Here is a 26,068-nt window from a genome sequence, read left to right on the forward strand (position 1 = left end):
ACGAAACCGCACGGTCATCGTTTAGCCGTATTCGTCTGGCTTCATTCATGCCGCTCCCTCCCATTCCTATAAAGAGGACACCGCATGAACCGTGAACACGATGCCAGCCGCCGCAGCCTGCTCAAAGGTGGCGCTATCACCGCCGCCGTTGTTGCCAGCACACCTTTCCTCGGCACTCTGGAAGCCTTCGCAGCGCGAAATGCACAGGGTCGCGGTGCCGGCCTGGTTCGCAGCAGCTACGGTCCGTTGCGTCCGACCAAGGACCTGAGCACAGGCCTGGAATTGCTACAGCTACCCGACGGCTTCCAGTACAAGAGCTTTTCCTGGACCGGCGACCTGATGGAAAACGGCCAGCCTGTACCCACGTCGCATGACGGCATGGGCGTCATTGAGGTGCGTCGCGGCCAACATGGCCCGGAAATCGTGCTGGTGCGTAACCATGAAGCCAGCACCGGTCCGCTGATCGACGCCACCGGCATCTACGATGACGTGACCCTTTCCAACGGCCAGCGTCCGGCCGGCGGTACCACCAACCTCTACGTCTCCCGCGACATCATGCAGCCGGTACGCACCCTGCCGAGCCTCGGTGGAACCCGTACCAACTGTGCCGGCGGTGTCACGCCTTGGGGAACCTGGTTGTCCTGTGAGGAAACCACGGAAGACTACAGCGCCGTAGGTGGTCGTACCCATGGCTATGTGTTCGAAGTGACAGCCGATCCAGCTTTGACGACCGGCCAGCCCATCGTTCAGATGGGCCGCTTCCGCCACGAAGCGGTCGCCGTAGATCCGAGCAACAGCTACGTCTACCTGACGGAAGACGCCCGCAACCAAGCCGGTTACTACCGTTATATTCCTACCGACGCGAGCCAGCAGCCAGGTTCGCTGGCCGTGGGCGGCATCCTACAGGCGGCGCGGGTTCGCAACCTTGCGTTGGCCGACTTGCTGGCGCCAAAACAAGGCGACAGCTATCAGTTGGAGTGGGTCGAGGTGTCGAACCCGAACCTGGCGCCGCAGCCTGAAGGCAGTGGGCCCTTCGCGCAGGCGCGTCGTGCCGGTGGCCTCAGCATGAGCCGTGGCGAAGGCATCTGGTACAGCGAAGGCAAACTCTACATTGTCGACACCAGCGCCGGAACCGACAGCCAGGGGCGTGCCGGTTACGGCAACGGGGCAGTGTGGATGCACGACCTGTCCAGCGACCGCTTGACCTGCATCTTCGCCTCTACCGACGCCGAAATCGCCAACAACCCGGACAACATCACCGTCAGCCCACGAGGCGGTGTGCTGCTCTGCGAAGACGGTGGCGGTGTGCAGGATACCTACGGCTTCGGTGAGCGCCTGTTGGGCCTGACCACGGCCGGTGAGGCGTATATCTTCGCCAAGAACAACGTGGTGTTCGATGACGTCCAGGCCGCTGTGGCCGGGAAGAACGTTTCGGGCGGCGACTACCGCAACCGTGAGTTCTGCGGCGCCTGCTTCGATCCGACCGGGCACTTCCTGTTCGTCAACATCCAGACCCCCGGCATCACCTTTGCCATCTGGGGTCCTTGGGCTCGCGGTTCGCTGTAACCCGCGCCATCGGCGAGTCGAGCGAAAGGACTTCTCGGCTCGCCAGCAGCGCCGTTCGTTTTATCGGTCGAGTGAGCTAGCGCTGCTTCTTCGAGACGGGCAATCCGTTTCGTCACGAGCCCGTACGCGGGGATGCGACAGGCTCGGTTCTTCCCGTTCGACTAGAGCGTGCGGACTTTCAGCGACCGGCCTTTGATCTTGCCGGAGTTGAGGCGATTCAAGGCCTGCTTGGCCACGTCGCGCTCGACGGCAACGAACGCCTGGAAGTCGAAGATCGCAATCTTGCCCACCTGCTTGCCGGGAATACCCGCATCGCCCGTCAGCGCGCCAAGGATGTCGCCCGGTCGCAGCTTGTCCTTGCGCCCAGCGCCGATGCACAACGTTACCATCGGCGGCTGCAGCGGGCCGCCCGGCTGCGCTTTTAGCTCGCTCAGCGGCTGCCAGTTGAGCGGTGCCTTCTGCCGATCCTCGATGGCCTGGGCGCGGTGGCCTTCGGCGGGTGCGACAAGGCTGATGGCAATGCCTTTCTTGCCGGCACGACCGGTGCGTCCAACCCGATGAATGTGGATTTCGGAATCGCGCGCCAGCTCGACGTTGATCACCATGTCCAGAGCGTCGATATCCAGCCCGCGGGCCGCGACATCGGTCGCGACCAGCACGGACAGGCTGCGGTTGCTGAACATGGCCAGTACCTGATCACGGTCGCGCTGTTCCAGGTCGCCATTGAGCGCCATGGCAGAGATGCCTTTCGCGGTGAGGGCGTCGACCAGCTCCTGGCACTGCTGCTTGGTAAAGCAGAAGGCCACGCAGGTTTCCGGACGGAAGCTGGCCAGGACATGAATCACGGCCTGCATGCGCTCTTCGGGGTCGATCTCGTAGAAGCGCTGCTCGATCTGGGTGTCGTCATGCAGGGCTTCGACCTTTACCTGCTGCGGGTCGCGCATGAAGGTCGACGCGAGTTGCTTGATGCCGCTGGGGTAGGTCGCGGAGAACAGCAGGGTCTGCCGCTTGCTCGGGGTCTGCCCGATGATCTCGGCAATCGCGTCGTAGAAGCCCATGTCGAGCATGCGGTCGGCTTCGTCGAGGATCAGCTTGTTCAGGCCGTCGAGTTTCAGTGAGCCTTTTTTCAAATGCTCCTGAACGCGCCCAGGCGTGCCAACGATCACATGCGCGCCATGTTCCAGCGAGCCGATCTGCGGGCCTATGGATACGCCGCCGCAAAGCGTGAGGATCTTGATGTTGTCAGCAGAGCGCGCCAGCCGGCGTAGTTCTTTGGCCACCTGATCGGCCAGTTCACGGGTCGGGCAAAGTACCAGCGCCTGACAGCCGAAATAGCGCGGATTGATTGGCTCCAGCAGTGCAATGCCGAAGGCGGCAGTCTTGCCGCTGCCGGTCTTGGCCTGCGCGATGAGGTCCATACCCTTGAGCATGACCGGCAGGCTTTGCGCCTGGATTGGCGTCATTTCGGCATAGCCGAGCGCGTCGAGGTTGGCCAGCGTTGCAGGGCTGAGGGGCAGGGTGGCGAAGGCTGAACTGGGCACGGTAGTGATCTGCTGGAAAAAGTGAGGCGCAGTCTAGCAGGCGGCTGACTTTCACGCGTTACGCCCGTGGCCCGCTGCATAGGGCGGAACGGATCGCTGCGACGGTCGGTCCCACTGAGGTCAATACTGATTCAGGAGGCCGCTTTGTCCCGTTTGTTGTTGCTGTTGAGCGCGTTAACCCTTCCCGCCGTGGCCGCCGAGCCAACCTTGTTCGGCCGCTATGAGCAGATCAAGATCGAAGACCTCGGCAAGACCCTCAAAGCCAAGATGGACACTGGCGCGATGACCGCCTCGCTGTCGGCGCGCGATATCGAGCGTTTCGAGCGAGACGGGGAAGACTGGGTGAGATTCCGCCTGGCTGTCGAAGGCGCTGACGACACGCTCTATGAGCACCGCCTGGCGCGCATCGCCGAGATCAAGACCCGCAAAGAAGAGGCCGTCGACCCCGACGACGATACGGATGCGGAGCGTGGGCCGGATGTCGCCGAGCGGCCAGTGGTGGAGATGCAGTTGTGCATCGGCGACCAGATGCGCGAAACCGAGGTGAACCTGACCGACCGTAGCCACTTCCGCTATCCGCTGTTGATTGGGGCTACGGCAATCCGGGATCTTGAGGCTGCTATCGATCCTGCTCAGAAGTACACGGCAGGCCGTCCCACCTGCTAGTTCGCCTAGTGCGATCCGAACGGGCGCGAACGCTAACCGCTGTCCGCGCCCAGCACACACATCGGTTCCCTTTGTGGTTTGCGGGAGCGCATTCGCTCTGTCGGTGCGTATTGAAACTCCGAGGCAAACTGGATCTCGCGTTGTGTAACGCAAATATAATCTTGCGGTGCTAATTAAGGTATTTAGGTTAGCTGCCATAGTCTTAATTATTAGCCGGAAGAAAGGTTAATTATCGTTGTTTGATTATATGTGGGAGCTACTTATATCAAGCTAATAAGTGGCGGTTGGCGATTGATAAAACCCATGTAAGTCAATTCTGTTCAGCTTCGTGACTGATGAGTCAGCTTGAAGGCTCGCCCTCAAAGCAGCAAGTGCCTTGAATGTTTGATCGTCATTTCGTTTGAGGGTGCAGTCAGAAGCGCGCCTCCTGCGCTTAAGGGCAGCGTGCCTCCTACGCGCTGCCGGTGCGCTGGCTTGCGGCCAGCAATCTCGATAATCGCAAGCCTGGCAACGGTCGAGGTCTCGTTTAATCGCTCGTTCTAGAGCGCGTCAGACTAAAGTCGGGGCTATCATTCCACGACACATCCTTGCTAAATTCACGATGTGGTTCCCTTCACCCGTAATAAAAATAAGACGGAGAACGTCATGGCCGACAGCGACAAAACAAATGCTGCTGCGTACTGGAAGGCGAATGTTCGCCTGATAACTTGGAGCCTGGTGGTCTGGGCTCTTGTCTCATATGGTTTCGCCATCCTATTGCGCCCTTTACTCGCCGGTATCCCGGTTGGGGGTACTGACCTGGGGTTCTGGTTCGCTCAACAGGGTTCCATCATCACGTTCATTTTGATCATCTTCCACTACGCGTGGCGGCTGAACAAACTGGACAAGGAATTCGGGGTTGAGGAGTAACCACAATGAGCCAATATTGGATCAACATGATGTTCGTGGGCGCCTCGTTCCTGCTCTATATAGGAATCGCGGTCTGGGCTCGCGCAGGGTCAACTAAAGAGTTCTATGTCGCCGGTGGTGGTGTTCACCCCGTAACCAACGGCATGGCAACGGCGGCAGACTGGATGTCTGCAGCTTCCTTCATTTCCATGGCTGGTCTGATCGCCTCCGGCGGTTATGCCACCTCGGCTTACCTGATGGGCTGGACCGGTGGCTACGTGCTGCTGGCGATGCTGCTGGCGCCTTACCTACGCAAGTTCGGCAAGTTCACGGTTCCGGATTTCATCGGCGACCGTTTCTACAGCCGTGGCGCGCGCCTGGTAGCGGTGGTCTGCCTGATCCTGATCTCCGTGACCTATGTAATCGGCCAGATGGCAGGTGCGGGCGTGGCGTTCTCTCGCTTCCTTGAAGTGAGCAATTCCACCGGTATCTGGATCGCAGCCGTGATCGTGTTCGCCTATGCGGTATTTGGCGGCATGAAGGGCATCACCTACACCCAGGTGGCGCAGTACGTGGTTCTGATCATTGCCTACACCATTCCGGCCGTGTTCATTGCGATGCAGCTGACTGGCAACCCGATCCCGATGTTCGGCATGTTCAGCACTCACACCGAATCCGGTATGCCGCTGCTCGACAAACTGAACCAGGTTGTCACCGACCTTGGCTTCGCCGCTTACACCGCGGACGTCGACAACAAGCTGAACATGTTCCTGTTCACCATGTCGCTGATGATCGGTACCGCCGGTCTGCCGCACGTCATCATTCGCTTCTTCACCGTACCGAAGGTGGCTGACGCTCGTTGGTCCGCTGGCTGGACACTGATCTTCATCGCTCTGTTGTACCTCACAGCACCGGCCGTTGCCTCCATGGCACGCCTGAACCTGGTTCAGACCATCTATCCGGAAGGCCCGCAGGCTGAAGCGATCCGTTACGAAGATCGTCCAGAGTGGATCCAGACCTGGGAAACGACTGGTCTGATCAAGTGGGAAGACAAGAACGCCGACGGTCGTGTGCAGATGTACAACGACACCAACGCTACCTTCGCTCCGACCGCTACTGAGCGTGGCTGGAATGGCAACGAGCTGACCGTGAACAACGACATCATTGTTCTGGCCAACCCGGAAATCGCCAACCTGCCGAGCTGGGTCATCGGTCTGATCGCTGCGGGTGCTATCGCTGCTGCGCTCTCGACTGCTGCGGGTCTGCTGCTGGCGATCTCCTCTGCCATCAGTCATGACCTGATCAAGACACTGATCAATCCGAAAATCAGCGAGAAGAACGAAATGCTGGCCGCGCGGCTAGCCATGACGGCAGCGATTCTGCTGGCGACCTGGTTGGGCCTCAATCCTCCGGGCTTTGCGGCTCAGGTGGTGGCTCTGGCGTTCGGTCTTGCAGCCTCGAGCCTGTTCCCAGCGCTGATGATGGGTATCTTCTCCAAGCGTGTGAACAGCAAAGGCGCTGTCGCAGGGATGCTGGTTGGTGTGATTTCCACCGCCGTGTACATCTTCCTGTACCTGGGCTGGTTCTTCATCCCTGGCACTGCAAGCATCCCGAACACGCCTGATCAGTGGTGGATGGGCATCTCCCCGCAGGCCTTCGGTGCCGTAGGTGCGATGCTGAACTTCGCTGTAGCCTACGCCGTGTCGATGGCTACCGAGGCTCCGCCGCAGGAGATTCAGGACCTGGTCGAGAGCGTTCGTACCCCGAAGGGTGCTGGCGTTGCGCTTGATCACTAACTGATAATGCAGCCGAACGTCAGACATGCTCTGACACAAGGTTGAGGTAGAAGTCGGGCTTCCATATGGAAGCCCGATTTTTTTAGGGGAGTTGTATATGTTCTGGCATCTAATCGCGGCAATCGTCGCGGGTGTGGCGGGGGCAGGTATTGGACTGCTGCTGCGCTCACTGACGCGTAAGCGGTTGCCGATGTGGATCATTCCTGTATGTGCGGGTCTGGGAATGCTGAGTTACACCATCCACTACGAATACACCTGGTTCGAAGCCAAACAGGCACGCCTGCCCGAGGGCAGCGTGGTCGTTTCGAGCGATGAGGGGGAAATGTTGTGGCGCCCTTGGACCATGATGTATCCCATGCCGTTGAGCTACACGGTACTCGATCAAGCCAACGCACAGGTTCAGGATACAAATCAGGGCCGTATCGCCCGCTTTGTTCTGTATCGCTTCGACAAGCAGCATCTGACTTCCACTGTGGTCAGTCAGCGCTATCAGATGATTTGCGCGGAGAAAGCCATGTTCAGGTTGAACGAGGCAGGTCAGGCCAAGATTGAAACCTTGACCGAACTGGAGGCCGATTCGTCGTTATATCAGCGCATCTGCGTATCCGACATGCGTTAAGCCTGTCGCGATCGAAGCGTTGTTTCGATCTGATGGAGCGCAACGCAGTTCGCAGCGACGCCTGGTCAGGAAGGCCGGGCGGCAGGCTGAAGCCTTGGGGAATGTCAGTCCTGGTTTCGAGGCTGCCCTGCTTGGGCGGGTGCTGTCATTCTCCTGCGCAGCAGCGGCCATACTCCAAGTGCTGCCGGCAGGCCTAGGCCGAGCCAGGCAAGCACATCCCACCAGCCATCCCCCAGCAGCGCAGCGAAAAGCCCGACGAGGCCGAGCCCCGCAATCAGGCCCGGCAGCAGGAAGTTTGATTCGCGCCAGCTCATGCAACTGCCTCGCGAGCTGAGGCCTGCATGCCACGGCGGCGTACCCACCAAAGATAAAGCCCGCTGCCGAGGACGATGATTGTAAGAACATCGAGCACGGCCCACAGAATCTGCATTGGTCGACCGCCGTAATCACCGAAGTGCAGGGGTTGAGACAGACCCAGTGCATCCATGTACCAGGGGCGATCGCCGACGGCAGTGGCCTGCAGCGTTTGCGCATCGATCAACACCGGGGTAAGCAGGTGCGAAGTCAGATGGTTGCTGCCATTCATGAATACCGTGTAGTGATGCTCGCTGGAAAAGCGCGTTCCCGGAAAGGCGATGAAGTCTGGCTGCATACCCGGCGCTGCCTGGGCTGCGATCTGCAGCAGATCGTTGGTCGGGGCGCGGGTCGTCAGGGGCGGCGCGTCACGGTAGGGCGCGAGCATCGTCGCCAGTGACTCAGCGCGCCATGCCTCGATCAGCAGATCGGCGCAGGCGCTGACCACGCCAGTAATGCCCACCACCAGTGCCCAGCTGAGCGTGACGATACCGATCAGGTTGTGCAAATCGAGCCAGCGCGTCCGGCTGGAGCGCTCATGACGCACCCGAGCGAACTTCAGCCGCCGCATGAAGGGCGCGTACAGCACCACGCCGGAAATGATCGCCACGATAAACAGAATGCCCATGGAGGCCAGGAACAGCTTGCCAGGTAGCCCGGCAAACATGTCCACATGCATGCGCAGGAAAAACATCATCAGCCCGCCATTGGCCGCCGGCATTTCAACCGCTTCGCCGGTACGTGCATCGAGCATGAAGGTATAGGACGAGTTGGGCTCGGTCGCCGCGGTGGCTGCGGTAATCGCCACGACGCCGTTGGGCTCGTCCGCTTCCCAGCCGAAATACTGCACGACCTCATCCTGGCGGTGCCGTTCGGCGGCGGTCACGAGTTGTTGCAGATCGAGATGCGGCGTACCGGGCGCCATCTCACGCAGCTCCGGAGCATCGCCAAGCAGATGCTCCAGTTCGTGATGGAATATCAACGGCAAGCCGGTGACCGCCAGCAACAGCAGAAACAGCGTGCAGATCAGGCTGGTCCAGGTGTGGATGAAGGACCAGCGGCGGATGGTGGCGGCCCGCATTAGAACTCCAACTGCGCCGATAGCTTGAGCGTGCGTGGTGCTCCAAGGTAATGGCTGCTCAGCCAGTATTCCTCGTCGGTGAGGTTGCTCAGGTTGGCGCGTAGGGTCAGGGCACGCTCATCCCCCAAGGCCATGCGATAGCGACCGCCCAGGTCGAATGTGGTGAAAGACGGGATGGTGTTGTCGTTGGCCTCGTCGGTGTACTGCTTGCCCGTGTAGAAGGCGCCACCAGTGAGTGTCAACCCGGGTACGCCGAATATCGCGTATTCGCCGTAGAGCTTGGCCAAGTGCCGCGCCACGTCGACCGGCCGGTTGCCGTCGTTGGCAGCATTCGCCGCGCCTTCCACGACTGGATCGAGCAGGGTGACGCCGCCCACCAGTGTCAGCGCTGGGGAAACGTGGCCGGTGATGCCGAACTCCAGACCCTTGTTGTGCTGCATGCCATCCTGAACAAAGAAATTGGCGGCGTTGGTGTAGGTGTTGGGCTTCTCGATGTCGAACAGCGCAACGGTGAACAGCGCACCGCCAAGCTCGGCTTTCGCACCGATTTCGTACTGTTCGCTGACGATCGGCGCCAGCGCCTGCCCGGAGTTGTTCGTGCCGCTCGGCGCTACGCCACCCGTCTGCAGGCCTTCGATGTAGGTTACATACGTGGTAAGCCACTCGATCGGCTTGTAGACGAGCGAGACGTTGGGCGAGGTTTCGGTTTCGCTGTAGTCCTCGATCACCGGCGCGCTGCCGAACGCGTCGACCCAGACGAAGTTGTCGCTGAAGGTCTTGATACGCGAGTGCGTCACGCCAAGGATCGTCGACCACTGCTCGTTGAAGGTGATGACGTCACCGATCAGCACACTGTCGCCCTGGCTGCGGCTGGCCAGATGGTAGTCGCCATCGCCGAGGTCGTAGGCCGGCTTGGCCACCTGCGGCCGCTCGCTGAAGGGCGCTTCGGGTGTTACCGATACATATTGAGGGCCCGGGAAGGGGATGTAATCGGTGTTGTAGCGAACCCGGGCGATGTTTCCCTGGTAACCGAAGGTCATCGCGTGGCCGACACCTGCGGTGTCGAAAACCGCATCGAGGAACAGGTTGCCCGAGGTCTCTTCGGTTTCTACCGGGGCGAATGCATAGAGCGGCTGAACGTACACGTCGGCCGAATTCACGGTCGGTCCCGTATAGGCGTATTCGGTGGTGTATTGGCTGTAGCCGAGCGCACCGCGCAGGCTGAACACGTCGCCCAGGCTCCACTGGAAGCGGCTGCCGACGCGGTCATGGCGACTGTCGTTGTAAGCCCAGCGCTGGCTATAGAGCTCGTCGTTCTCCAAGTCGTCGGCATCGGGCCGGAATGTTTGATCGGCGAAGTACCAGTAGCTGGTGAGGCCCCGCGTCTCGCTCTGCTTGTGCGAGGCGTCGAACTGGATGAGCAGGTCGTCGCTGACGTTCCAATCCAGCGCAACACTGGCCATGTGACGACGTTCGACCTGTCCGTCGATGGCGGTTTCACCATCCTGGGCGAGCAGGTTGACGCGGTAGGCAAAGCGGCCTTCGCTGTCGATCGGCCCGCCGAAGTCGCCATGCAGGTACTGGTTATCGCCGCCGGGGGTGCCGTAGGTCACGCTGTTGTAGCGCTCGGCAGTGGGGCGCTTGAGCACGTAGTTGACCAGTCCGCCGGGGCTGGCCGGACCATAGAGGAAGCCGGACAGACCGCTGAGGATTTCCAGCCGTTCCATTTCCTCGATGAAGTTGCCGCCATCGTAGCTGTTGCTGAAGCGCAGGCCGTCATTGGCGATGCTCAGGTTGCCGACGCCGCTGAAGCCGCGAATGGCCACTGCGCTGGCGTAGCCGGCGCTGGTCGGGGAGGTGAACTGAGTGGTGGGGCTGAGCTTGAAGATGTCGTCACTGGAGGTGGCCTGGATGTTGTCCATCAGCTCCGAGGAAATCACGGTTACCGAATAGGGCGCATCTTGAAGAGCCATTCCACCCAGCGCGCCGACGTTCTGCACGGCACTGGCGCGGTAGCCGCTTTCTTCGCCGCCGTTTGCCGCCGCCTCGGTTGCCATCACGGTCACATCCGGCAGAGCCATCGCATCGGTCACAGCAGGATGAAGGCTATAGCTACCCGACGCGCTCTGGCGCAGCTCAAGCCCGGTTCCTCGCAGCGCTTCCTGCAGTGCACCCTGGCCATCGAAGCGGCCTTGTACCGGCTCGGCCATGCGGTCGCGGGTCAACGCCGGATCGATGCTGAGCACCAGTCCCGCTTCGCCAGCGATACGGTTGAGCGTCGAGCCCAGTGGCCCGGCGGGCAGGGCGTACTCGCGAACCTCGCCAACAGCCGCTTCGCCGTTGGGCCCCTGGGCCAATAGGGGCAGTGGCGTGACGGCAATTGCAACGGCCAGGAGGCTGGGGCGAAACAGTGAAAACGATGGCATTTGTGAATAACTCCCGAATAGGAATATGTCTCAGTTATTCATCAGGCCGGATCAGAAATAAAAAGTGATAGGGGCAGCTGAAAATATTTTCGTAGGCCTGCAGCGCCCCTGTATGGGCGCCGCCGTTACTTGTCCGGCCGGCTGACGGGTTGCGCTGGCACCACCTTGACCCACCAATCGGTGTGGCGCTCGATTTGCACCGGTAGGCTGGGTGGCAGCGCAGCCAGCGCGCGGTCAGTATCGTGCAGCGGGAAGCTGCCACTGATACGCAGGGATTCGAGGCTTGGATCGAGACCAAGGTAGCCAGGGCGATACTCGCGAAGTTTTGCCAGCAGCTCGGCCAATGGCAGGTCTTCCACAACAAGCATGCCCCTGCTCCAGGCATCTGCCGCGGCCGGCGCCTGTTCATTCTGGTCGAGATGATCGCGGTGCATCAGTACCTGCTCGCCTGCCTGCACGGTGCGACCAGCTTGCAGGCCGCTGGGAAGCGCGGCCACGGCTGATCGGAGCACGACTAAGCGGGTTGCGTTACCTTCTTGCCGAACGATGAATCGCGTACCGAGCGCACGCAGATCGCCCTGTTCGGTTTCAACTATGAAGGGTCTCGGATCGTTACCCGGTGCTGTTTCAACAAGCACTTCACCGCGGTGCAGAAACACTCGGCGCTCTTGCTGATCGAAGTGAACATCCAGAGCGCTGCGGCTGTTCAGTTGTATGTAGCTGTTGTCGGCCAGCGTAACGCTCAGCTGTTCACCCGCGCCGGTGTGCTCGTCGGCCAACCACACGGGTAACGGCTGCGACTGCAGGGCCGTTCCGACACCCAACGTGCCCAGCAGGGCCAGACTGAGAAGCGCGCGCCCAGCCGTTCGCCGTCCGGAGTTCGCACTGAGCTGCAGCGCTCTTCGCGCGGTTGGGGAGTCAATGGTCCCGAGTTGCTGATCGATACCGCCTAGCTGCGCCCAGGCCTTGCCATGCTCAGCACTTTCGTTCAGCCAGCGCTGCAGCTCTTTTCTGGCCTGAGCGCTTACGGCACCGTCGCCAAGGCGTAGCTGCCAGGCGATGGCCTGGTCGAGAACTCGGGCTGATACCGGCTGCCGATCCAGGCTCATCTTGGCTCACCGTAAACGGCGATGTAGCACTGGCGCAGAGCCTGGGCGAGATACTGGCGCACGCGCGGGACGGATACGCCGAGCCGTGACGCGATCTCCGCATGGGGCAGACCGTCCAGACGGTTATAGAAGAAGGCTGCACGTGCATTGGCTGAGAGCTCGCCCAGCATCAGGTTCACTTCGCGCAATGCCTGAAGTACCTGCAATTGCTCTTCGGCACTGGGCTGCGTTTCTTCCGGCTGCTGGGCGAGTTCATCAAGGTAAGTACGCTCCAGTGCACTGCGACGAAAATGGTCGATCAACAGGCCGCGGGCAATCGTCGCCAGCAAGGTGCGTGGCTCACGCAAATCGCCTATGTCGTCACGCTTGAGCAGTCGGACGAAAGTGTCCTGGCTCAGGTCTTCGGCGCGATGAGGGCACGCCTGGTGGCGGCGCAGCCAGTTCAACAGCCAGCTGCGATGATCGCGATACAGCGAGCCGACGAACTGTTGATGGGTTGACCCAGCCGACAAGCGAATGCTCCAAGGCCGATGGATGGCCAGTAACGAGAACTATTCGCACATGATCGCAAGTTGTCGCCAGCGGCGCAACGCAGATGTCGCGCTCATTCATCCGTGACTGTTTAGCCGAGCGCTACATGAATTGAGCCTGTTGCCGTTTGCGCCAGTTAGCCAAGCGCAGGTTGATGGCATCCAAGCTGTCCAGCCCTTGTCGGTGCGCCTTGCTGAACAGAATCAACGCCAGCTCGGCGGTGGCCAGTGCATCGGCGCTGGCGTGATGGCGCTGCAGCACATGCAGCCCGAAATGCGTGCACCAGTCGTCCAGACCATTCTGTCGCGGGCGGTTGTCTGGGCAGAGCATCGGCGCCAGTTCGGCGACATCGATGAAAGGATGACGCAGCTTGTAACCGAGCGTTTGCTTCAGTGCACGGGTCAGCATGCGCTGGTCGAAACCTGCGTGAAACGCCAGGATCGGGCTGTCGCCGACAAACTCCATGAGATCCAGAAGCGCTTCGGCAGGGTCCTCGCCCGCTTCGAGTTCGCTGGGCGCGATCCCGTGGATCAGCACGCTCTCGCTAACCTTTTGTGCCGGGCGCAACAGGGTCGATTCGAACTGATCGCCCAGTTGGATGCCGCCTTGATCGATCACCACGGCGCCAATGGACAGGACGATATCGCGACGCATGTCCAGGCCGCTGGTCTCAAGATCGAGCACTACCATGCGCTGCGTGGGCAGCGGACAAAGGCCCAGCGCGGCGGGCTCGGCAAGCTGATCGCGCCGTTGCAGTTGTTGCAGTTCGAGGGTCGGGCCGCGATGTCTGAACCAAGGCATATTCATAGCTGATAGCGAACCGCCAGGCTGCTCTGCAGGCGCTGCGCCTGGCGAAAGGATTCACGCAGGATACGCCGGTCAAGATGGTTGAGGGTGTCGGGGTCGAGTCGGTTTGAATACGGCCGTCCTTCGCGCGCCTGCTGCTGATGCTGCTGCATGCGGGTCTGCTGGATGAAATGGTAGGCCTCTTCGTAGGCCGCGCCATCCTTCTCGTCTATGACATCCTTTTCGACCAGCTGGCGCAGGCGGTCCAACGTGTTACATGCGGTGATGCCGTGGCCCAGCGCGAGCAGGCGCGCGCCGTCGACGAAGGGCGTCAGGCCCTGCACCTTGAGATCCAGGGTCGCCTTGCCGTCGCCTTTGCGGGTCACCACGAAATCGCGAAAACGCCCCACAGGCGGGCGATGGCGCAACGCGTTTTCCGCCATCATGCGCTGGAACAATCGGCTCTCGCCCACTTCTTCAAGCATGTTGGCGCGCAGCTGCTCGCAGCCTTCGCTGGGCCCCCAGATTGCGCGCAGGTCGAAATAGATGGTGCTGCTCAGCAGATTTTCCGGTGTCGATTCGCGAACGAAGGCACTGAAGCGTCGCTGCCATTCCAGCCGTGACAGGCACAGCTGTGGATTGCTGGCCATGATGTTGCCTTTGCACAGGGTGAAACCGCAGGTGTCCAGATCGCGGTTGATGCGCTCTGCGAGCGGCAGCAGGGACCCTCGGATCTGTGCGGCTTCGGCTGCATCGGCGGCTTCGAAGAGTATGCCGTTGTCCTGATCGGTATGCAGGGTCTGCTCGCGACGCCCTTCGCTGCCGAAACACAGCCAGGTGAAGGGAATGCCGGGGTCACCGAGCACTTCGATGGCCAGCTCAATCACGCGGCAGACGGTATGGTCGTTGAGCAGGGTGATGATGTGGGTGATCTGTGTCGACGACGCGCCGTGTGCCAGCATGTTGTCGACCAGTTGCAGAATGCGGCTGCGGATGATCACCAGTGTCTCGACGCTGTCGGCGTGGGAAATCGCCTGCGCCAGGTGAACCAGGTCGACGCGCTGCAGCGAGAACAGGTCGCGTTCGGAAATCACTCCACTGAGCAGACCTTTATCGACGACACAGACGTGAGCGATATGACGTTCGGTCATCGCAATCGCGGCATCGAACGCGGTTGCATCCGGTGGCAGATGGAAGGGGTCCTGCGTCATGAACTCGGCAATCGGGACGGACAGGTCGGTCGTACCGGTACCGATCACCCGGCGCAGATCGCGCAAGGTGAAGATGCCCTGCGGGTGAAGTTCGAGGTCGGTGATCACGATGCTACCGGTGTTGTTCTCGTGCATCAGTGCTACCGCATCGGCCAGTGGCATCGATGGCAGACAGGAGACCGGATGGTGCAACGCGAGCTCGCCGATGCTTGTCTCCAGCGAGTATTGCTCGCCCAGGCTTTCCACGGCCCGCATCTGCGCCTGCTGATTGACCAAGTCGAGCAGGCTGCTGACGCCACGCATGGCGAAGTCACGAAATGCGGCCGATTTGGACACCAGCTTGATGAAGGCGGGCTTGCTCAACAGATAACAAAAGGTATCTTCGGCGGCGAAGTGCCCGGTGCGAGTGGCCCGTTCGCCCATTAGCGCGGCCATCGGGAAGCATTCGCCAACGATCACTTCAAAAGTGGTGTCGGTGCCGCGCTTGCTGGTGTGTGGGCGCTGGCCATGCACGCGGCCCTGCTTGATGATGTAAAAGTGTTCGACGACACCGTCATCGGGCGAAATAATGCAATCGCCTTCACTGTAGAAGCGCAGCTGGCAGTTCTCTACCAGATAGGCGAGATGTCCCGGTTCCATCTGGTTGAAAGGCGGGTACTTGCGCAGAAATTCCATGGTCCCATGAATGTTCTGCAGCACGGCGGTCTTGCCTGCCTCGGCGAAAGCATCGGCTTTGCTCATGGTTCGGTTCCATTTTTTGGGCCCAATGGTGGGCTGTGGGTCCGGCGTGGCACATTGGACGTAAGTCTAGTCGCGCGGGCGCCACATCGGGCTGACACGGGTCAGCTCATGGAGCCGGGGTGTTGCAGGGTTTTTCGCTCATAAAAAAACCGCCCGATGCAGACGCAAGGGACGGTTCTTTCAGTTGCAGGTCAAGATCACGGCAGGGTGAACAACACCTTTACCGAATCGTTGACTGCCGCGCTGTCGACGTAGCCGATGGCGTCGGCTTCCGCCGCAACTTTCGCGACCATTGTGGCCTCGTCGGCCACACTGGTCATCGGCTGGCCTTTACCAGTGAACACCAGACCGGACCAATACGACTTGAGCTGCGACTCGTTCTTGTTGGTCACCGCCGAGTAGAAGCTCTCTTTGGCCGGCGTCCAGTCCTTGAGGTCGACGCCTTTCATGGACTTGTCCTTGCCCAGAAAGATGTTGGCGACCTCAGACTGCGACGGCGCTTTGGCCGCGCCTGGATTGACGATGACGGCGACCTCGGCCTGAGCCAGGGATGCCATGCCAAGCAGTGCAACACTGCCGAGGATGCGAAGGGATGCTTTCATCTGGACGCTCCTCAGAATACGAAATCGACGCCGACGGAAACGATGTCGCCGTCGTAGTTGCGGGCAGGAACGCCGCCGCGTGCGCCACCGAAACGCTCGTATACGGCGTTTTCGTAGACTTCCTGGGCGTTGCGGGTGAACACGCCGTCATAGCCGTTCTTGGTGTCGACGCGCTTGTACTCGCCCTTGACCACGACGGTCGGGGCGGCCTGGTAGTTAAGGCCCAGGGTCCAGGAGCTCTGACGACCGCCGTTGTCGTCCAGCTGTGCATAGGTCACGTGTGGCAGAAAGTCGCCGAAGCGACGGCCGCCCATCAGGTAGAAGGAATCGATCGATTCCATGTCGTCGTTCTCGATCATGCGCGAGGTCCACTCGTTGCTGCTGACCCAGACGCCGTTGTCGTACTGGTAGCCAATCGAGGTGAACTTGCCTTTCTCTTTGTCCAGTGTGAGCAGGCTCAGGGGCGCAACCACACCCGGCGCTACGGTGACGGTGCCGCTGATGTCGGTGGTGATGTCGGCTTCCACATAACCGATGCGCAGGGTGCCGAAATCGTTGGTCGCCATGCTCACGCTGGCGCCGAACAGCTTGCCGTAGTCGATATCAAACTGCTCGTCGTAGGCATAGTAGTCACGATTCTTCGACTGGCCACCGGCAACCTGGAAGGTCACCGAGCCGTAGGACAGCGGCACGGTGTAGACCGCGTCAACGCCTTCGTAGTTGGTCACCTGAACTTGGCTGTAAACCTCATCGGGCAGGCGCAGCCAAGGGTAGCTGTAGCCGACGTCAAGGCTCTCCGAGTACATGTACACCGGGCTACGCAGGCGACCGGCACGGAGCATCAGCTGATCACTGGTCTGCCACGACAGGTAAGCCCACTCGAGGTTGGCTTTCCACTCATCCTGCTGCGCCTTGACCGTGGCCTGAACGGTCACACCGACGGTGTCGGTCACGCCGTAGCTCAACTGCGCACCTAACTTGGACAGCTGGTCGCCGCGCCAGGAATCGTTGGTCTGGCCTTGGACACCATAGCTGCGGCCTTCATCTTCGCCACCCAGGTGGGTGACGCCGACAGTGCCAAAACCGTTTAGGCGGTGCTCACCTTGCTCGAGAGCGAAGGCTTGAGTGGTTGCCAGGCAGACGGCTGCCAGGCCGATAACACGTACTGCGGTCATCAGGATGCTCCTAAAGCAATTTAAACGCGGAATTGGGCCGTGGCTGCACGCAGGTGATCGCCCGTGCTGACCAGTTGCTCGCCCAGTCGGGCAGTGGCTTCGGCGCCGTTTGCGGTTGCTTGTGCGTCCTGCTGCAACACTTGGGTCTCTTGTTGGATGGAACTCGACAGGCCGATCTGCTCCTGAGTGAACTGAGCGATACCGGCATTGAGTTCGTCGATCTGGTTGACGGTGCGGGCTATGGTTTCGAGCAACTGGGTCGCTTCGACCGAGCGTTCGATGCTGGCGCGCGATTTCTCGCCATTGCTGTTCATCACATTGAGCACGGTGTTGGCGCTGCTTTGCAGTCGCTGGATGATCTGCTGAATCTCGGCAGTGGAGGCGGAGGTTTTCTGCGCCAGGTTGCGTACTTCGTCAGCCACCACGGCGAAGCCGCGGCCCTGTTCGCCGGCGCGGGCGGCTTCGATGGCGGCGTTCAATGCGAGCAGGTTGGTCTGTTCCGCAATACTGCGGATCACGGTGAGCACCGAGCCGACTTCCTGGGTTTCCTCTTCCAGCTGCTCCATGGCCTTGACTGCGCCCATCACACTGTCGCCCAGGTCACTGATACCGGTCGACAGGCTGCCAACGTGCTCACGCGCGGTGGCGGCCTGGCGCGCGGCCGAGTTGGCTTCGTCCGAGGCCTGCTGCGAGCGCTGCGCGACCTCCTGGATGCTGCCGGTCATGGTGAGGATGTCGCGGGTGATGGAGTCAGTGTGGTGCTGCTGCGACTTGGCGTTCTCTTCCGAACCCTGAGTCAGGTTGTAGAGTTCCTTGGAGACCTGGCCCAGTGGGCTGGCAGCTTCGATGATCTGGCGGATGGTGCGCTGCAGCTTGTCGAGAAAGCCGTTGAACAGCTCGATCATGGCGCCGATCTCATCGTTAGACTCGACATTGACGCGTTGGGTCAGGTCGCCGTCTCCACGTGCGATGGACTGCAGAGAGGCGATCACGCCGCGTACGTTTGACATCACGCTGCGAATCACCAGCCAGGCGCCGAGGCCCACAACCACGATCAGCACCAGGCTCAGGATGATTCCCAGTCGAGTGGTGTTTTTGTTGGTTTCGCGGGTTTCGGCCAAGGTCTGTTGGAAATCCTGGTAGGCGCCGGTGCGGAAGTCAGTGGCCAGTTTCTGCGCTTGGGCAAGGTCACTGGCCATACGATCAAGACTGGGGCGTAGATCATCGAACGAGGCACTGCCGTCGATCAGCTTGGCGGAAGCGTCGAGCGCGTTGTCGGCGTACGCCTTGACCGCCTTGCGCCAGTCGTTGAGCGCCTGAAGCCGTTGCGGCTGGGTGTTCAGAAGCGTGGCGAGCGCCTGCTGCTGCGCATCGATTTCACTGAGCCCTTCGCGCGCTTCGCCGAGAATGCCCGACTCTCCGGCGGCCACGGCATTGTTCAACAGGCCGGGAATACGAGAGAACTGAAAGATCACCGCGTCAGTTTTTTCCAGAGTGGGATAGCTTTGTGTCTCGATGCTGACCAGGCGCGAATCCGTCGCAGACAGCTGCAGCGAGGTATAGCCGACATACAGAATCAGCCCGAGCAGGGCGACGGCGGGGACCAGCGACAGCTTCGCAGTGAGCGAGAAATTCTTGAACATGCATCGACTCCACAGTGGGTGGCGGATACTACGTAATGGCCACTAGAGGCGCATTGCCATCTGTCGGATAAATTGTGACTTATTTTGGCAATCCGGTCACGTTATCGGATGTCGCAGGCGGAACTTGAGCGCCGTTGGGCGGCAAACACCCATAAAAAAACCGCCCCGAAGGGCGGTTCTTTGTGCAGCGGCGTTGCGGGTTACAGGCCGTTCTTGGCCTTGAACTCGCGACGACGACGGTGCAGGACCGGCTCGGTGTAGCCGTTGGGCTGCTTGGTGCCTTCGAGGACCAGCTCCAGGGCAGCCTGGAAGGCCACGCTGTTGTCGAAGTCCGGCGCCATCGGGCGGTATACCGGGTCGCCCTGGTTCTGACGATCGACCACTGGCGCCATGCGCTTGAGGCTTTCGACCACCTGATCCTTGGTTACCACACCGTGACGCATCCAGTTGGCTACGTGCTGGCTGGAGATGCGCAGGGTGGCGCGGTCTTCCATCAGCGCGATGTCGTTGATGTCCGGCACCTTGGAGCAGCCGACGCCCTGTTCGACCCAGCGAACCATATAGCCGAGGATGCCCTGCGAGTTGTTGTCCAGCTCGTTGCGCTTCTCTTCCTCGGTCCAGTTGGTGTCTTGCGCCAGCGGGATGGTGAGGATGTCGTCGATGGACGCTTTCTCACGCTTGGCCAGTTCGACCTGACGCGCCTGCACGTCGACCTTGTGGTAGTGCATGGCGTGCAGGGTGGCGGCGGTTGGCGACGGTACCCAGGCGGTGTTGGCACCAGCCATGGGGTGGCCGAGCTTCTGCTCGAGCATCGCGGCCATCAGGTCAGGCATGGCCCACATGCCCTTGCCGATCTGCGCTTTGCCCTGCAGACCGCACGCCAGGCCCACGTCGACGTTGTTGTTTTCGTAGGCACTGATCCACTTCTCGGACTTCATCGCAGCCTTGCGTACTACCGGGCCGGCTTCCATGGAAGTGTGGATCTCGTCGCCGGTGCGGTCGAGGAAGCCGGTGTTGATGAACACCACGCGCTCGCGCGCTTCCTTGATGCAGGCCTTGAGGTTGATCGTGGTGCGACGCTCCTCGTCCATGATGCCGACTTTCAGAGTGTTGCGCGGCAAGCCGAGGACGTCTTCGACGCGACCGAACAGTTCGGTGGTGAAAGCCACTTCTTCCGGGCCGTGCATTTTCGGCTTGACGATGTACATCGAGCCGGTGCGGGTGTTCTTGCGGCTGGTGTTGCCCTTGAGGTTGTGGATCGCGGAGAGGCTGGTGAACAGGCCGTCCATGATGCCTTCAGGTACTTCGTTGCCGTCCTTGTCGAGGATGGCATCGTTGGTCATCAGGTGACCGACGTTACGGATGAACAGCAGGGAACGGCCGTGCAGAGTGAGTTCACCGTTGCCATCGGCCTGGGTGTAGACGCGGTCAGGGTTCATGGCACGGGTGATGCGCTTGCCGCCCTTGTCCAACTCCTCGGCCAGGTCGCCCTTCATAAGGCCGAGCCAGTTGCGGTAGACGATGGTTTTGTCATCGGCATCGACGGCGGCGATGGAGTCTTCGCAGTCCATGATGGTGGTCAGTGCCGATTCCATCAGCACGTCTTTGACGCCGGCTGCGTCGGTCTGGCCGATGGGGCTGGCCGGATCGATCTGTATCTCGAAGTGGATGCCGTTGTGCTTGAGCAGCACGGCAATCGGTGCGCTGGCATCGCCCTGGAAGCCGCGCAGTTGCGCTGGGTTCTGCAGGCCGGTGGTGTTGCCATCCTTCAGCGAGACGACCAGCTTGCCGGCCTCGATGCGGTAACCAGTGGAATCGGCATGCGAGCCGGTTTCCAACGGGGCGGCTTCGTCGAGGAAGGCGCGTGCATAGGCGATGACCTTGTTGCCGCGGATCTCGTTGTAGCCCGGGCCCTTGGTGGCACCGTCTTCTTCGGAGATGGCATCGGTGCCGTAAAGCGCGTCGTACAACGAGCCCCAGCGCGCATTGGCGGCGTTCAGCGCGAAACGCGCGTTCATGATTGGCACCACCAGCTGCGGGCCGGCCATGCTGGCGATTTCTTCGTCGACGTTCTGAGTAGTGGCCTGGAAGTCTTCGGCTTCCGGCAGCAGGTAACCGATTTCCTGCAGGAAGCTCTTGTACGCCGCTGCGTCGTGGGCCTGACCGGCACGCGCCTGATGCCAGGCATCGATCTGCGCCTGCAGCTCGTCACGCTTGGCCAGCAGCGCGCGGTTCTTCGGCGCCAGGTCGTGGATGACGCTGGAAGCGCCGGCCCAGAAGGCATCGGCATCAACGCCGGTACCAGGAATCGCTTCGTTGTTCACGAAGTCGTACAGGACTTTGGCGACCTGCAGGCCACCGACTTGAACGCGCTCAGTCATTACTCGCCTCACTTGGTTCTTCTTCAAATCTGTCGGACTGTTTCTTCTTGTAGTCCGGGTCGACGGATACTACATGAAGCCGTTCGGAAAATCAGTCCGCCACTCGGCGTAGGCCCAGGGCCCGCAATTGTCTGTTCATCGGGCAGCCAGAGGGCCTTGGAATCGACACTTTGCCGCGGCGTCGACGGTGTTTGTTCTATACCTATGGAGTCGCATGCCACGGGAGCGGTCCATTACTCTCTACAGCCGCACGGCCAGCGCCGGTTGCCGTATTTCCCTATTGAAGGAGCCACAGATGGATCATCTCGTACTTACCGTGATTGCCGAAGACCAGCCGGGGCTGGTCGAATGCCTGGCCAAATGCATCGCCGAGCATGGCGGCAATTGGCTGGAGAGCCGCATGTCGCGGATGGCTGGTCAGTTTGCGGGCATCCTGCGGGTGGCTGTGCCCGCTCAGGCCCACGCCGATCTCAGCGAGGCCTTGCAGCAGCTTGAGCAGCAGGGCATTCGTGTGCTCTTTGCCCAAAGCGGCGCCGAGCCGGAGCGGAGTTGGCGGATGATCCAGCTGCAGCTGGTAGGCAACGACCGCGCCGGTATTGTCCGTGACATCACGCAATTGCTGGCCCGGCACGGCGTGAACCTGGAAAGCCTGGACACCGATGTGCTGCCTGCACCGATGACCAACGAGTTGCTGTTCCGGGCCGATGCACGGTTGGCCGTGCCGACCGAATTGTCCCTGGACGACCTGCAGGAACACCTGGAAACGCTTGCCGATGACCTGATGGTGGAGCTCAAGCTGCAGCCTGCCGACTGAGCTGCCGTCAGCGCACGCTGGCTTTACGCATCAGTCGCCAGGCGTCGTAACTGTAGACGGCAAGGCCGGCCCATATGCAGACAAAGGCGAGCTGGCGATCAGCCGGAAAGGGCTCGTCGAACACCCACACCGCGAGCAGCAGCAGCAACGTCGGCGTGATGTACTGCAGGAAGCCCAGGGTCGAATAGGGCAAATGCCGGGCCGCTGCGTTGAAGCACAGCAGCGGCAACAGCGTGACGGGCCCGGCGGCCACCAGCCAAAGCGCTTGCGGTTGGGTCCAGAACGACCATTCGGTGCTCGGGCCGCTGCCAAAGAAGAACAGCCAGCCCAGCGCGATCGGCAGCAACAGCCAAGTTTCCACTACCAGCCCCGGCAGTGCGGCGACAGGTGCTTGCTTGCGCAGCAGTCCGTAGCTGCCGAAGCTCAATGCCAGAGCGATCGACACCCAGGGGAAGTCGCCCAGGGTAACCAGCTGCAGCAGCACACCGATGGCTGCCATCGCCACAGCCAGCCATTGCAGCGGGCGCAGCCGCTCGCGCAGGACAATCAGCCCCAGCAGCACGTTGACCAGCGGGTTGATGTAATAGCCCAGGCTCGCTTCGAGCATGTGGTTGTGGTTCACCGCCCAGACGTAGATCAGCCAGTTGCTGGCGATCAATACGCTGGAAATCATCAGTACGCCGATCCGCCGCGGATGGGCCAGCAATTCCTGCCACCAGCCGGGGTGGCGCCAGAGGCTCAGCACCAGCGTACCGAACAGCGCCGACCAGATGGCTCGCTGAGTGACGATCTCGAGCGCCGCGTACTGCTCGATGGACTTGAAGTAGAGCGGGAACAGGCCCCAGATGGAAAAGGTCATCAGACCCAGTAAGTAACCCTTGCGCAGATCAGCGGTGGCCATGGATGTCCTGATAAACGGGGCGGCGGAGAGCCGGTCATTTTGCGCTTAGGTAAAGGTATTTGTCTGCCTCGGGCGCTCTCGGAAGCATTCGCAAACACCCGCCATTGAACGTGCCCGGCTGCAGCCCGTCAGACATTGCACGACTCAGGGGTCGCCGCTGCGACTCGACAGCCACACGAGGTGTTCGATGAAACTGCAGAACAAGGTCGCCCTGGTTACCGGCAGCTCCCAGGGCATCGGCCGCGGCATCGCCATACGCCTGGCCAAAGAAGGCGCCGATCTGGTGATCAACGGGCGGCACGATGACGAGCAGGCGCGTGAAACACTCGAGCTGGTGCAAGCCCAGGGGCATCGGGCCTGCTTCATCGCCGCTGACGTTGCAGAGCCCGCCAACTGCTACCAGCTGATCGAACAGGCCATCGAGCAGATGGGCCGGCTGGATATTCTGGTCAATAACGCCGGAGTGCAGAAGCACGCAGCCTTTCTCGATGTGAGCGAGGCGGATTACGACCAGGTTCTGAACGTCAATCTGCGTGGCCCGTTCTTCCTGTCACAGGCCTTTGCTCGTCACCTGCGCGACACTGGACGCGGCGGGCGGATCATCAACAACAGTTCGGTTCATGAGGAACTGCCGTTCCCCAACTTCAGTGCTTACTGCTCCAGCAAAGGCGGACTCAAGATGCTGACGCGCAATCTCGCGATCGAGTTGGCCCCGCTGGGGGTCACGGTCAACAACGTTGCCCCTGGCGCGATTGAGACGCCTATCAATCAGACCCTGATGAACGAGCCGGAGAAGCTTGCCGGGCTGCTCGAGAACATACCGGCCAAACGTCTCGGGCAACCTCACGACGTGGCGGGAGCGGTGGCCTTTCTCGCCTCGGACGATGCCGACTACGTCACTGGCACTACACTGGTGATAGATGGTGGACTGCTATGGAATTACAGCGAGCAATGACCGATACCTCTTCGAACGCCTTCGATTACGACACCCGCGCGGTGTCGGCCGCAGATACGCTGAGCCCGGCGGACCGTTACCAGGAGCTCTTCGTGGCGGTGCAGATGCAGCGCGTGTTTCCTGACAGCAAGACCTTCGTCGACTGCGCCCCTCGGCAGCATCCAGAGCGCATCCTGGAAGCCTACCGGGCACAGAACAGCCAGCCAGGTTTCGATCTGCGCAACTTTGTCCTTGAGCATTTTGAGGTCTACCAGCGAAAGCCAATCGAGTTTGTCGCCGACCCCGACAATACCCTGGCGGAGCACATTGATCGGCTCTGGCCGGTGCTGACCCGAAAGCCGCGGCAGCACCCGGAGTTTTCCTCGCTGTTGCCGCTGCCCCACGACTACGTGGTGCCGGGCGGTCGCTTTACCGAGCTGTACTACTGGGACTCCTACTTCACCATGCTCGGTCTGGACGAAAGCGGGCATTGCGAGCTGCTGCGGTCAATGGCGGACAATTTCGCCTACCTGATCGACACCTACGGTCATGTACCCAACGGCAACCGTTCCTACTACCTGAGTCGCTCGCAACCGCCGGTTTTCGCGTTGATGACCGATCTGTTCGAGGAGTCCGGCGTGCACCGCGCCAGCGATTACCTGCCGCAACTGCGCAAGGAACATGCGTTCTGGACCGACGGCGACGATCAACTGCGCCCGGGCGAGTCTCATCGACGCTGCGTCTGTCTGGCCGATGGCAGCGTGCTCAACCGCTATTGGGATGAGCGGGACACGCCGCGCGAGGAGTCTTACATTGAAGACGTCGAAACGGCGCGCTCCTCCAGCCGGCCTGCCCATGAGGTTTATCGCGACCTGCGCGCCGGGGCCGAGTCCGGGTGGGATTTCAGTTCGCGCTGGCTGGGCGATCCTCAGCGGCTATCGAGCATTCGCACCACACAGATCATTCCGGTGGACCTGAACAGCTTTCTCTACAACCTTGAGCGCCAGATCGCCCGTCTCAGTCACGCCAAGGGCCAGCATGTCTGTGCCGAGGCGTTCCGTCAGCGTGCCGAAAAGCGTCTGGCTGCGATCGACCATTACTTGTGGAACGAGCAGCAAGGCGCCTATTTCGACTACGACTGGTGCCTGGCGCAGCCGCGGGACAACCTTACCGCCGCGACTCTGACGCCGCTGTTCGTCAAGCACGCCAGCGCCGAGCAGGCGGAACGGGTAGCTGAGGTTGTTCGTGAGCGGCTGCTGGCCCCCGGCGGACTTTCCACCACCGAAGTCAGTGGCAGCGGTGAGCAGTGGGACCGCCCGAACGGCTGGGCGCCGCTGCAATGGATGGGCATCCGTGGACTGCAGCATTACGGTCACGATGCGCTGGCACTGCAGATCGAAGAGCGCTGGCTAAAGATCGTTTCACTGCTGTTCGAAAGCGAGAGCAAGCTGGTGGAGAAATACGTGCTGCGGCCCTGCACCGAGCACGCCGGCGGTGGTGAATACCCGTTGCAGGACGGCTTCGGCTGGACCAACGGCGTGACTCGCAAGCTGATGCAGGCCGACCCGTCTCATGAAGCTCACCGTTGCCGAGCCGGCCGCTGCCGGGTGGAGTGAGCAGGGCGGACAGCTGCCGAGACTGTGGCGGGTCGGCAGCCCTGCCATTTGCGAGCAAGCGTTCCTACTCAACGAGACAGGATGCCTTTTGTAGGAGCGAGCTTGCTCGCGAAGCGTTGGGAGATGCCGGCAGCTAAGTTACCCGCTTGCCAGAGCGCGTTTGCCGGCTGCGAACCCTAGAGATCTACCGGCGATACGGGCTAGGCAATGCGCCGTTCAGATCAAGCGTGCCCTTCTCCACGAACCGCTGCGTGCCGAACGTCCTGCCGCCCGCCAGCTTGCCTCGCAGCACATAGGGCACTTCATCCATGGCGATATGCTCAGCCAGGCCCAGCGCTTGCCGCGCGGCAGAGAATGCCGAGATGGTCATCGGCACGCTCAATACGGTCTCGCCGAAGCGTGGGATGGTGCCGCTTGCGTCGCTGACGCCGCTGGCCAGGTTGCGCCCGTTGATTTCCAGCTCCAGCGCGATGCCGTCGTAATCCAGTGGCCGATCGTTGGGGTTCTGCACCCGCAGTTTCACCGCCATGCGCAGCTCCAGTCCTTCCCCGGGCAGCGGTTGGATGCCGGCCACCTGTACGTTGAGCGGGTCGTGCTTGAAGAAAGCCGCGCAGCCAGTGAGGGTCAGCATCAACAGGCAGACCGACAGCAGGCGAACAACGGGTACGGCGGAGCGCAAGGGCATAG

22 protein-coding genes are annotated in these 26,068 nt (G+C 61.1%); 8 read left to right on the plus strand and 14 right to left on the minus strand.

Annotated elements, in window-relative coordinates; all coding sequences use genetic code 11:
- The first annotated feature begins 84 nt into the window (after positions 1-84).
- Entirely contained in the window at positions 85-1,566 is a 1,482-nt protein-coding gene (locus tag ALTERO38_RS00990; RefSeq protein ID WP_159966937.1) for a PhoX family phosphatase, read from the plus strand.
- 161 nt (positions 1,567-1,727) lie between these two features.
- Here the strand turns inward: ALTERO38_RS00990 and dbpA are convergent, their stop codons facing one another.
- Complete coding sequence (dbpA, locus tag ALTERO38_RS00995; RefSeq protein WP_159966938.1) at positions 1,728-3,107, minus strand: ATP-dependent RNA helicase DbpA; 1,380 nt, start codon at positions 3,105-3,107, stop codon at positions 1,728-1,730.
- 144 nt (positions 3,108-3,251) lie between these two features.
- Between dbpA and ALTERO38_RS01000 the strand changes: the two genes are divergently transcribed.
- The 4 genes from ALTERO38_RS01000 to ALTERO38_RS01015 all read left to right on the plus strand — a co-directional run bounded on the left by ALTERO38_RS01000 (position 3,252) and on the right by ALTERO38_RS01015 (position 7,076).
- The gene (locus ALTERO38_RS01000) at positions 3,252-3,773 is read left to right on the plus strand and encodes an ATP-dependent zinc protease (protein WP_102836721.1); all 522 of its coding nucleotides are present in this window, start codon (positions 3,252-3,254) and stop codon (positions 3,771-3,773) included.
- A 645-nt stretch (positions 3,774-4,418) separates the two neighbouring features.
- The gene (locus ALTERO38_RS01005) at positions 4,419-4,682 is read left to right on the plus strand and encodes a DUF4212 domain-containing protein (protein ID WP_102836722.1); all 264 of its coding nucleotides are present in this window, start codon (positions 4,419-4,421) and stop codon (positions 4,680-4,682) included.
- 5 nt (positions 4,683-4,687) lie between these two features.
- Positions 4,688-6,457, plus strand: a complete 1,770-nt coding sequence (locus tag ALTERO38_RS01010; protein ID WP_159966939.1) for a sodium:solute symporter family protein — start codon at positions 4,688-4,690, stop codon at positions 6,455-6,457.
- Positions 6,458-6,554: 97 nt separating this feature from the next.
- Positions 6,555-7,076 (plus strand): hypothetical protein, encoded by a 522-nt coding sequence (locus tag ALTERO38_RS01015; RefSeq protein ID WP_159966940.1) that lies wholly within the window; start codon positions 6,555-6,557, stop codon positions 7,074-7,076.
- A gap of 104 nt (positions 7,077-7,180) precedes the next feature.
- On the opposite strand, the gene ALTERO38_RS01020 is transcribed toward ALTERO38_RS01015, so the two are convergent.
- The 11 genes from ALTERO38_RS01020 to ALTERO38_RS01070 form a co-directional block, all read right to left on the minus strand.
- Complete coding sequence (locus ALTERO38_RS01020; protein ID WP_159966941.1) at positions 7,181-7,390, minus strand: hypothetical protein; 210 nt, start codon at positions 7,388-7,390, stop codon at positions 7,181-7,183.
- On the minus strand, positions 7,387-8,511 hold the full coding sequence (locus ALTERO38_RS01025; RefSeq protein WP_159966942.1) for a PepSY domain-containing protein: 1,125 nt from the start codon (positions 8,509-8,511) through the stop codon (positions 7,387-7,389). The genes ALTERO38_RS01020 and ALTERO38_RS01025 overlap by 4 nt, the downstream gene beginning before the upstream one ends.
- Entirely contained in the window at positions 8,511-10,937 is a 2,427-nt protein-coding gene (locus tag ALTERO38_RS01030) for a TonB-dependent receptor (RefSeq protein ID WP_159966943.1), read from the minus strand. The genes ALTERO38_RS01025 and ALTERO38_RS01030 overlap by 1 nt, the downstream gene beginning before the upstream one ends.
- A 125-nt stretch (positions 10,938-11,062) precedes the next feature.
- Positions 11,063-12,046, minus strand: a complete 984-nt coding sequence (locus tag ALTERO38_RS01035; protein ID WP_159966944.1) for a FecR domain-containing protein — start codon at positions 12,044-12,046, stop codon at positions 11,063-11,065.
- Entirely contained in the window at positions 12,043-12,558 is a 516-nt protein-coding gene (locus ALTERO38_RS01040) for an RNA polymerase sigma factor (RefSeq protein ID WP_102836729.1), read from the minus strand. The genes ALTERO38_RS01035 and ALTERO38_RS01040 overlap by 4 nt, the downstream gene beginning before the upstream one ends.
- A 121-nt stretch (positions 12,559-12,679) precedes the next feature.
- Entirely contained in the window at positions 12,680-13,384 is a 705-nt protein-coding gene (locus ALTERO38_RS01045) for a PolC-type DNA polymerase III (protein WP_148925413.1), read from the minus strand.
- Positions 13,381-15,315, minus strand: coding sequence for a putative nucleotidyltransferase substrate binding domain-containing protein (locus ALTERO38_RS01050; protein ID WP_159966945.1), 1,935 nt, complete (start codon positions 15,313-15,315; stop codon positions 13,381-13,383). The genes ALTERO38_RS01045 and ALTERO38_RS01050 overlap by 4 nt, the downstream gene beginning before the upstream one ends.
- 197 nt (positions 15,316-15,512) lie before the next feature.
- Positions 15,513-15,917, minus strand: coding sequence for a phosphate ABC transporter substrate-binding protein (locus ALTERO38_RS01055; RefSeq protein WP_159966946.1), 405 nt, complete (start codon positions 15,915-15,917; stop codon positions 15,513-15,515).
- Between the two features lie 11 nt (positions 15,918-15,928).
- The gene (locus ALTERO38_RS01060) at positions 15,929-17,092 is read right to left on the minus strand and encodes a hypothetical protein (RefSeq protein ID WP_159966947.1); all 1,164 of its coding nucleotides are present in this window, start codon (positions 17,090-17,092) and stop codon (positions 15,929-15,931) included.
- A 20-nt stretch (positions 17,093-17,112) separates the two neighbouring features.
- On the minus strand, positions 17,113-18,735 hold the full coding sequence (locus ALTERO38_RS01065) for a methyl-accepting chemotaxis protein (protein WP_159966948.1): 1,623 nt from the start codon (positions 18,733-18,735) through the stop codon (positions 17,113-17,115).
- Between the two features lie 200 nt (positions 18,736-18,935).
- Positions 18,936-21,116 carry a malate synthase G gene (locus ALTERO38_RS01070; RefSeq protein WP_159966949.1) on the minus strand — a complete coding sequence of 727 codons (2,181 nt, stop codon included), beginning with the start codon at positions 21,114-21,116 and terminating at the stop codon, positions 18,936-18,938.
- A 295-nt stretch (positions 21,117-21,411) separates the two neighbouring features.
- Here ALTERO38_RS01070 and ALTERO38_RS01075 point away from each other — a divergent pair, with 295 nt between their 5' ends.
- Positions 21,412-21,930: a glycine cleavage system protein R gene (locus ALTERO38_RS01075; protein WP_102836736.1), complete on the plus strand. Its 519-nt coding sequence runs from the start codon at positions 21,412-21,414 to the stop codon at positions 21,928-21,930.
- Positions 21,931-21,937: 7 nt separating this feature from the next.
- Here the strand turns inward: ALTERO38_RS01075 and rarD are convergent, their stop codons facing one another.
- On the minus strand, positions 21,938-22,831 hold the full coding sequence (gene rarD / locus ALTERO38_RS01080; protein WP_102836737.1) for an EamA family transporter RarD: 894 nt from the start codon (positions 22,829-22,831) through the stop codon (positions 21,938-21,940).
- A gap of 187 nt (positions 22,832-23,018) precedes the next feature.
- Here rarD and ALTERO38_RS01085 point away from each other — a divergent pair, with 187 nt between their 5' ends.
- A complete protein-coding gene (locus ALTERO38_RS01085) occupies positions 23,019-23,786 on the plus strand; it encodes an SDR family oxidoreductase (RefSeq protein ID WP_159966950.1) in 768 nt (255 codons plus the stop codon).
- Positions 23,783-25,381, plus strand: a complete 1,599-nt coding sequence (gene treF / locus ALTERO38_RS01090; protein ID WP_159966951.1) for an alpha,alpha-trehalase TreF — start codon at positions 23,783-23,785, stop codon at positions 25,379-25,381. Before ALTERO38_RS01085 ends, treF begins: the two co-directional genes overlap by 4 nt.
- A 184-nt stretch (positions 25,382-25,565) precedes the next feature.
- Here treF and ALTERO38_RS01095 read toward each other — a convergent pair whose 3' ends face one another.
- Positions 25,566-26,066: an LEA type 2 family protein gene (locus tag ALTERO38_RS01095; protein ID WP_159966952.1), complete on the minus strand. Its 501-nt coding sequence runs from the start codon at positions 26,064-26,066 to the stop codon at positions 25,566-25,568.
- Between the last annotated feature and the right edge of the window lie 2 nt (positions 26,067-26,068).

It is taken from the genome of Pseudomonas sp. 9Ag (assembly GCF_902506445.1).
In the GTDB taxonomy this organism is placed as follows: Bacteria; Pseudomonadota; Gammaproteobacteria; order Pseudomonadales; family Pseudomonadaceae; genus Stutzerimonas; species Stutzerimonas stutzeri_AB.

Bases quoted from the DNA above. Each gene is read 5' to 3' on its own strand.
- ALTERO38_RS00990 (WP_159966937.1), top strand. From the start codon at position 85: ATGAACCGTGAACACGATGCCAGCCGCCGCAGCCTGCTCAAAGGTGGC.
- ALTERO38_RS01005 (WP_102836722.1), top strand. From the start codon at position 4,419: ATGGCCGACAGCGACAAAACAAATGCTGCTGCGTACTGGAAGGCGAAT.
- ALTERO38_RS01010 (WP_159966939.1), top strand. From the start codon at position 4,688: ATGAGCCAATATTGGATCAACATGATGTTCGTGGGCGCCTCGTTCCTG.
- ALTERO38_RS01015 (WP_159966940.1), top strand. From the start codon at position 6,555: ATGTTCTGGCATCTAATCGCGGCAATCGTCGCGGGTGTGGCGGGGGCA.
- ALTERO38_RS01020 (WP_159966941.1), bottom strand. From the start codon at position 7,390: ATGAGCTGGCGCGAATCAAACTTCCTGCTGCCGGGCCTGATTGCGGGG.
- ALTERO38_RS01025 (WP_159966942.1), bottom strand. From the start codon at position 8,511: ATGCGGGCCGCCACCATCCGCCGCTGGTCCTTCATCCACACCTGGACC.
- ALTERO38_RS01030 (WP_159966943.1), bottom strand. From the start codon at position 10,937: ATGCCATCGTTTTCACTGTTTCGCCCCAGCCTCCTGGCCGTTGCAATT.
- ALTERO38_RS01035 (WP_159966944.1), bottom strand. From the start codon at position 12,046: ATGAGCCTGGATCGGCAGCCGGTATCAGCCCGAGTTCTCGACCAGGCC.
- ALTERO38_RS01045 (WP_148925413.1), bottom strand. From the start codon at position 13,384: ATGAATATGCCTTGGTTCAGACATCGCGGCCCGACCCTCGAACTGCAA.
- ALTERO38_RS01050 (WP_159966945.1), bottom strand. From the start codon at position 15,315: ATGAGCAAAGCCGATGCTTTCGCCGAGGCAGGCAAGACCGCCGTGCTG.
- ALTERO38_RS01055 (WP_159966946.1), bottom strand. From the start codon at position 15,917: ATGAAAGCATCCCTTCGCATCCTCGGCAGTGTTGCACTGCTTGGCATG.
- ALTERO38_RS01060 (WP_159966947.1), bottom strand. From the start codon at position 17,092: ATGACCGCAGTACGTGTTATCGGCCTGGCAGCCGTCTGCCTGGCAACC.
- ALTERO38_RS01065 (WP_159966948.1), bottom strand. From the start codon at position 18,735: ATGTTCAAGAATTTCTCGCTCACTGCGAAGCTGTCGCTGGTCCCCGCC.
- ALTERO38_RS01070 (WP_159966949.1), bottom strand. From the start codon at position 21,116: ATGACTGAGCGCGTTCAAGTCGGTGGCCTGCAGGTCGCCAAAGTCCTG.
- ALTERO38_RS01075 (WP_102836736.1), top strand. From the start codon at position 21,412: ATGGATCATCTCGTACTTACCGTGATTGCCGAAGACCAGCCGGGGCTG.
- rarD (WP_102836737.1), bottom strand. From the start codon at position 22,831: ATGGCCACCGCTGATCTGCGCAAGGGTTACTTACTGGGTCTGATGACC.
- ALTERO38_RS01085 (WP_159966950.1), top strand. From the start codon at position 23,019: ATGAAACTGCAGAACAAGGTCGCCCTGGTTACCGGCAGCTCCCAGGGC.
- treF (WP_159966951.1), top strand. From the start codon at position 23,783: ATGACCGATACCTCTTCGAACGCCTTCGATTACGACACCCGCGCGGTG.
- ALTERO38_RS01095 (WP_159966952.1), bottom strand. From the start codon at position 26,066: ATGCCCTTGCGCTCCGCCGTACCCGTTGTTCGCCTGCTGTCGGTCTGC.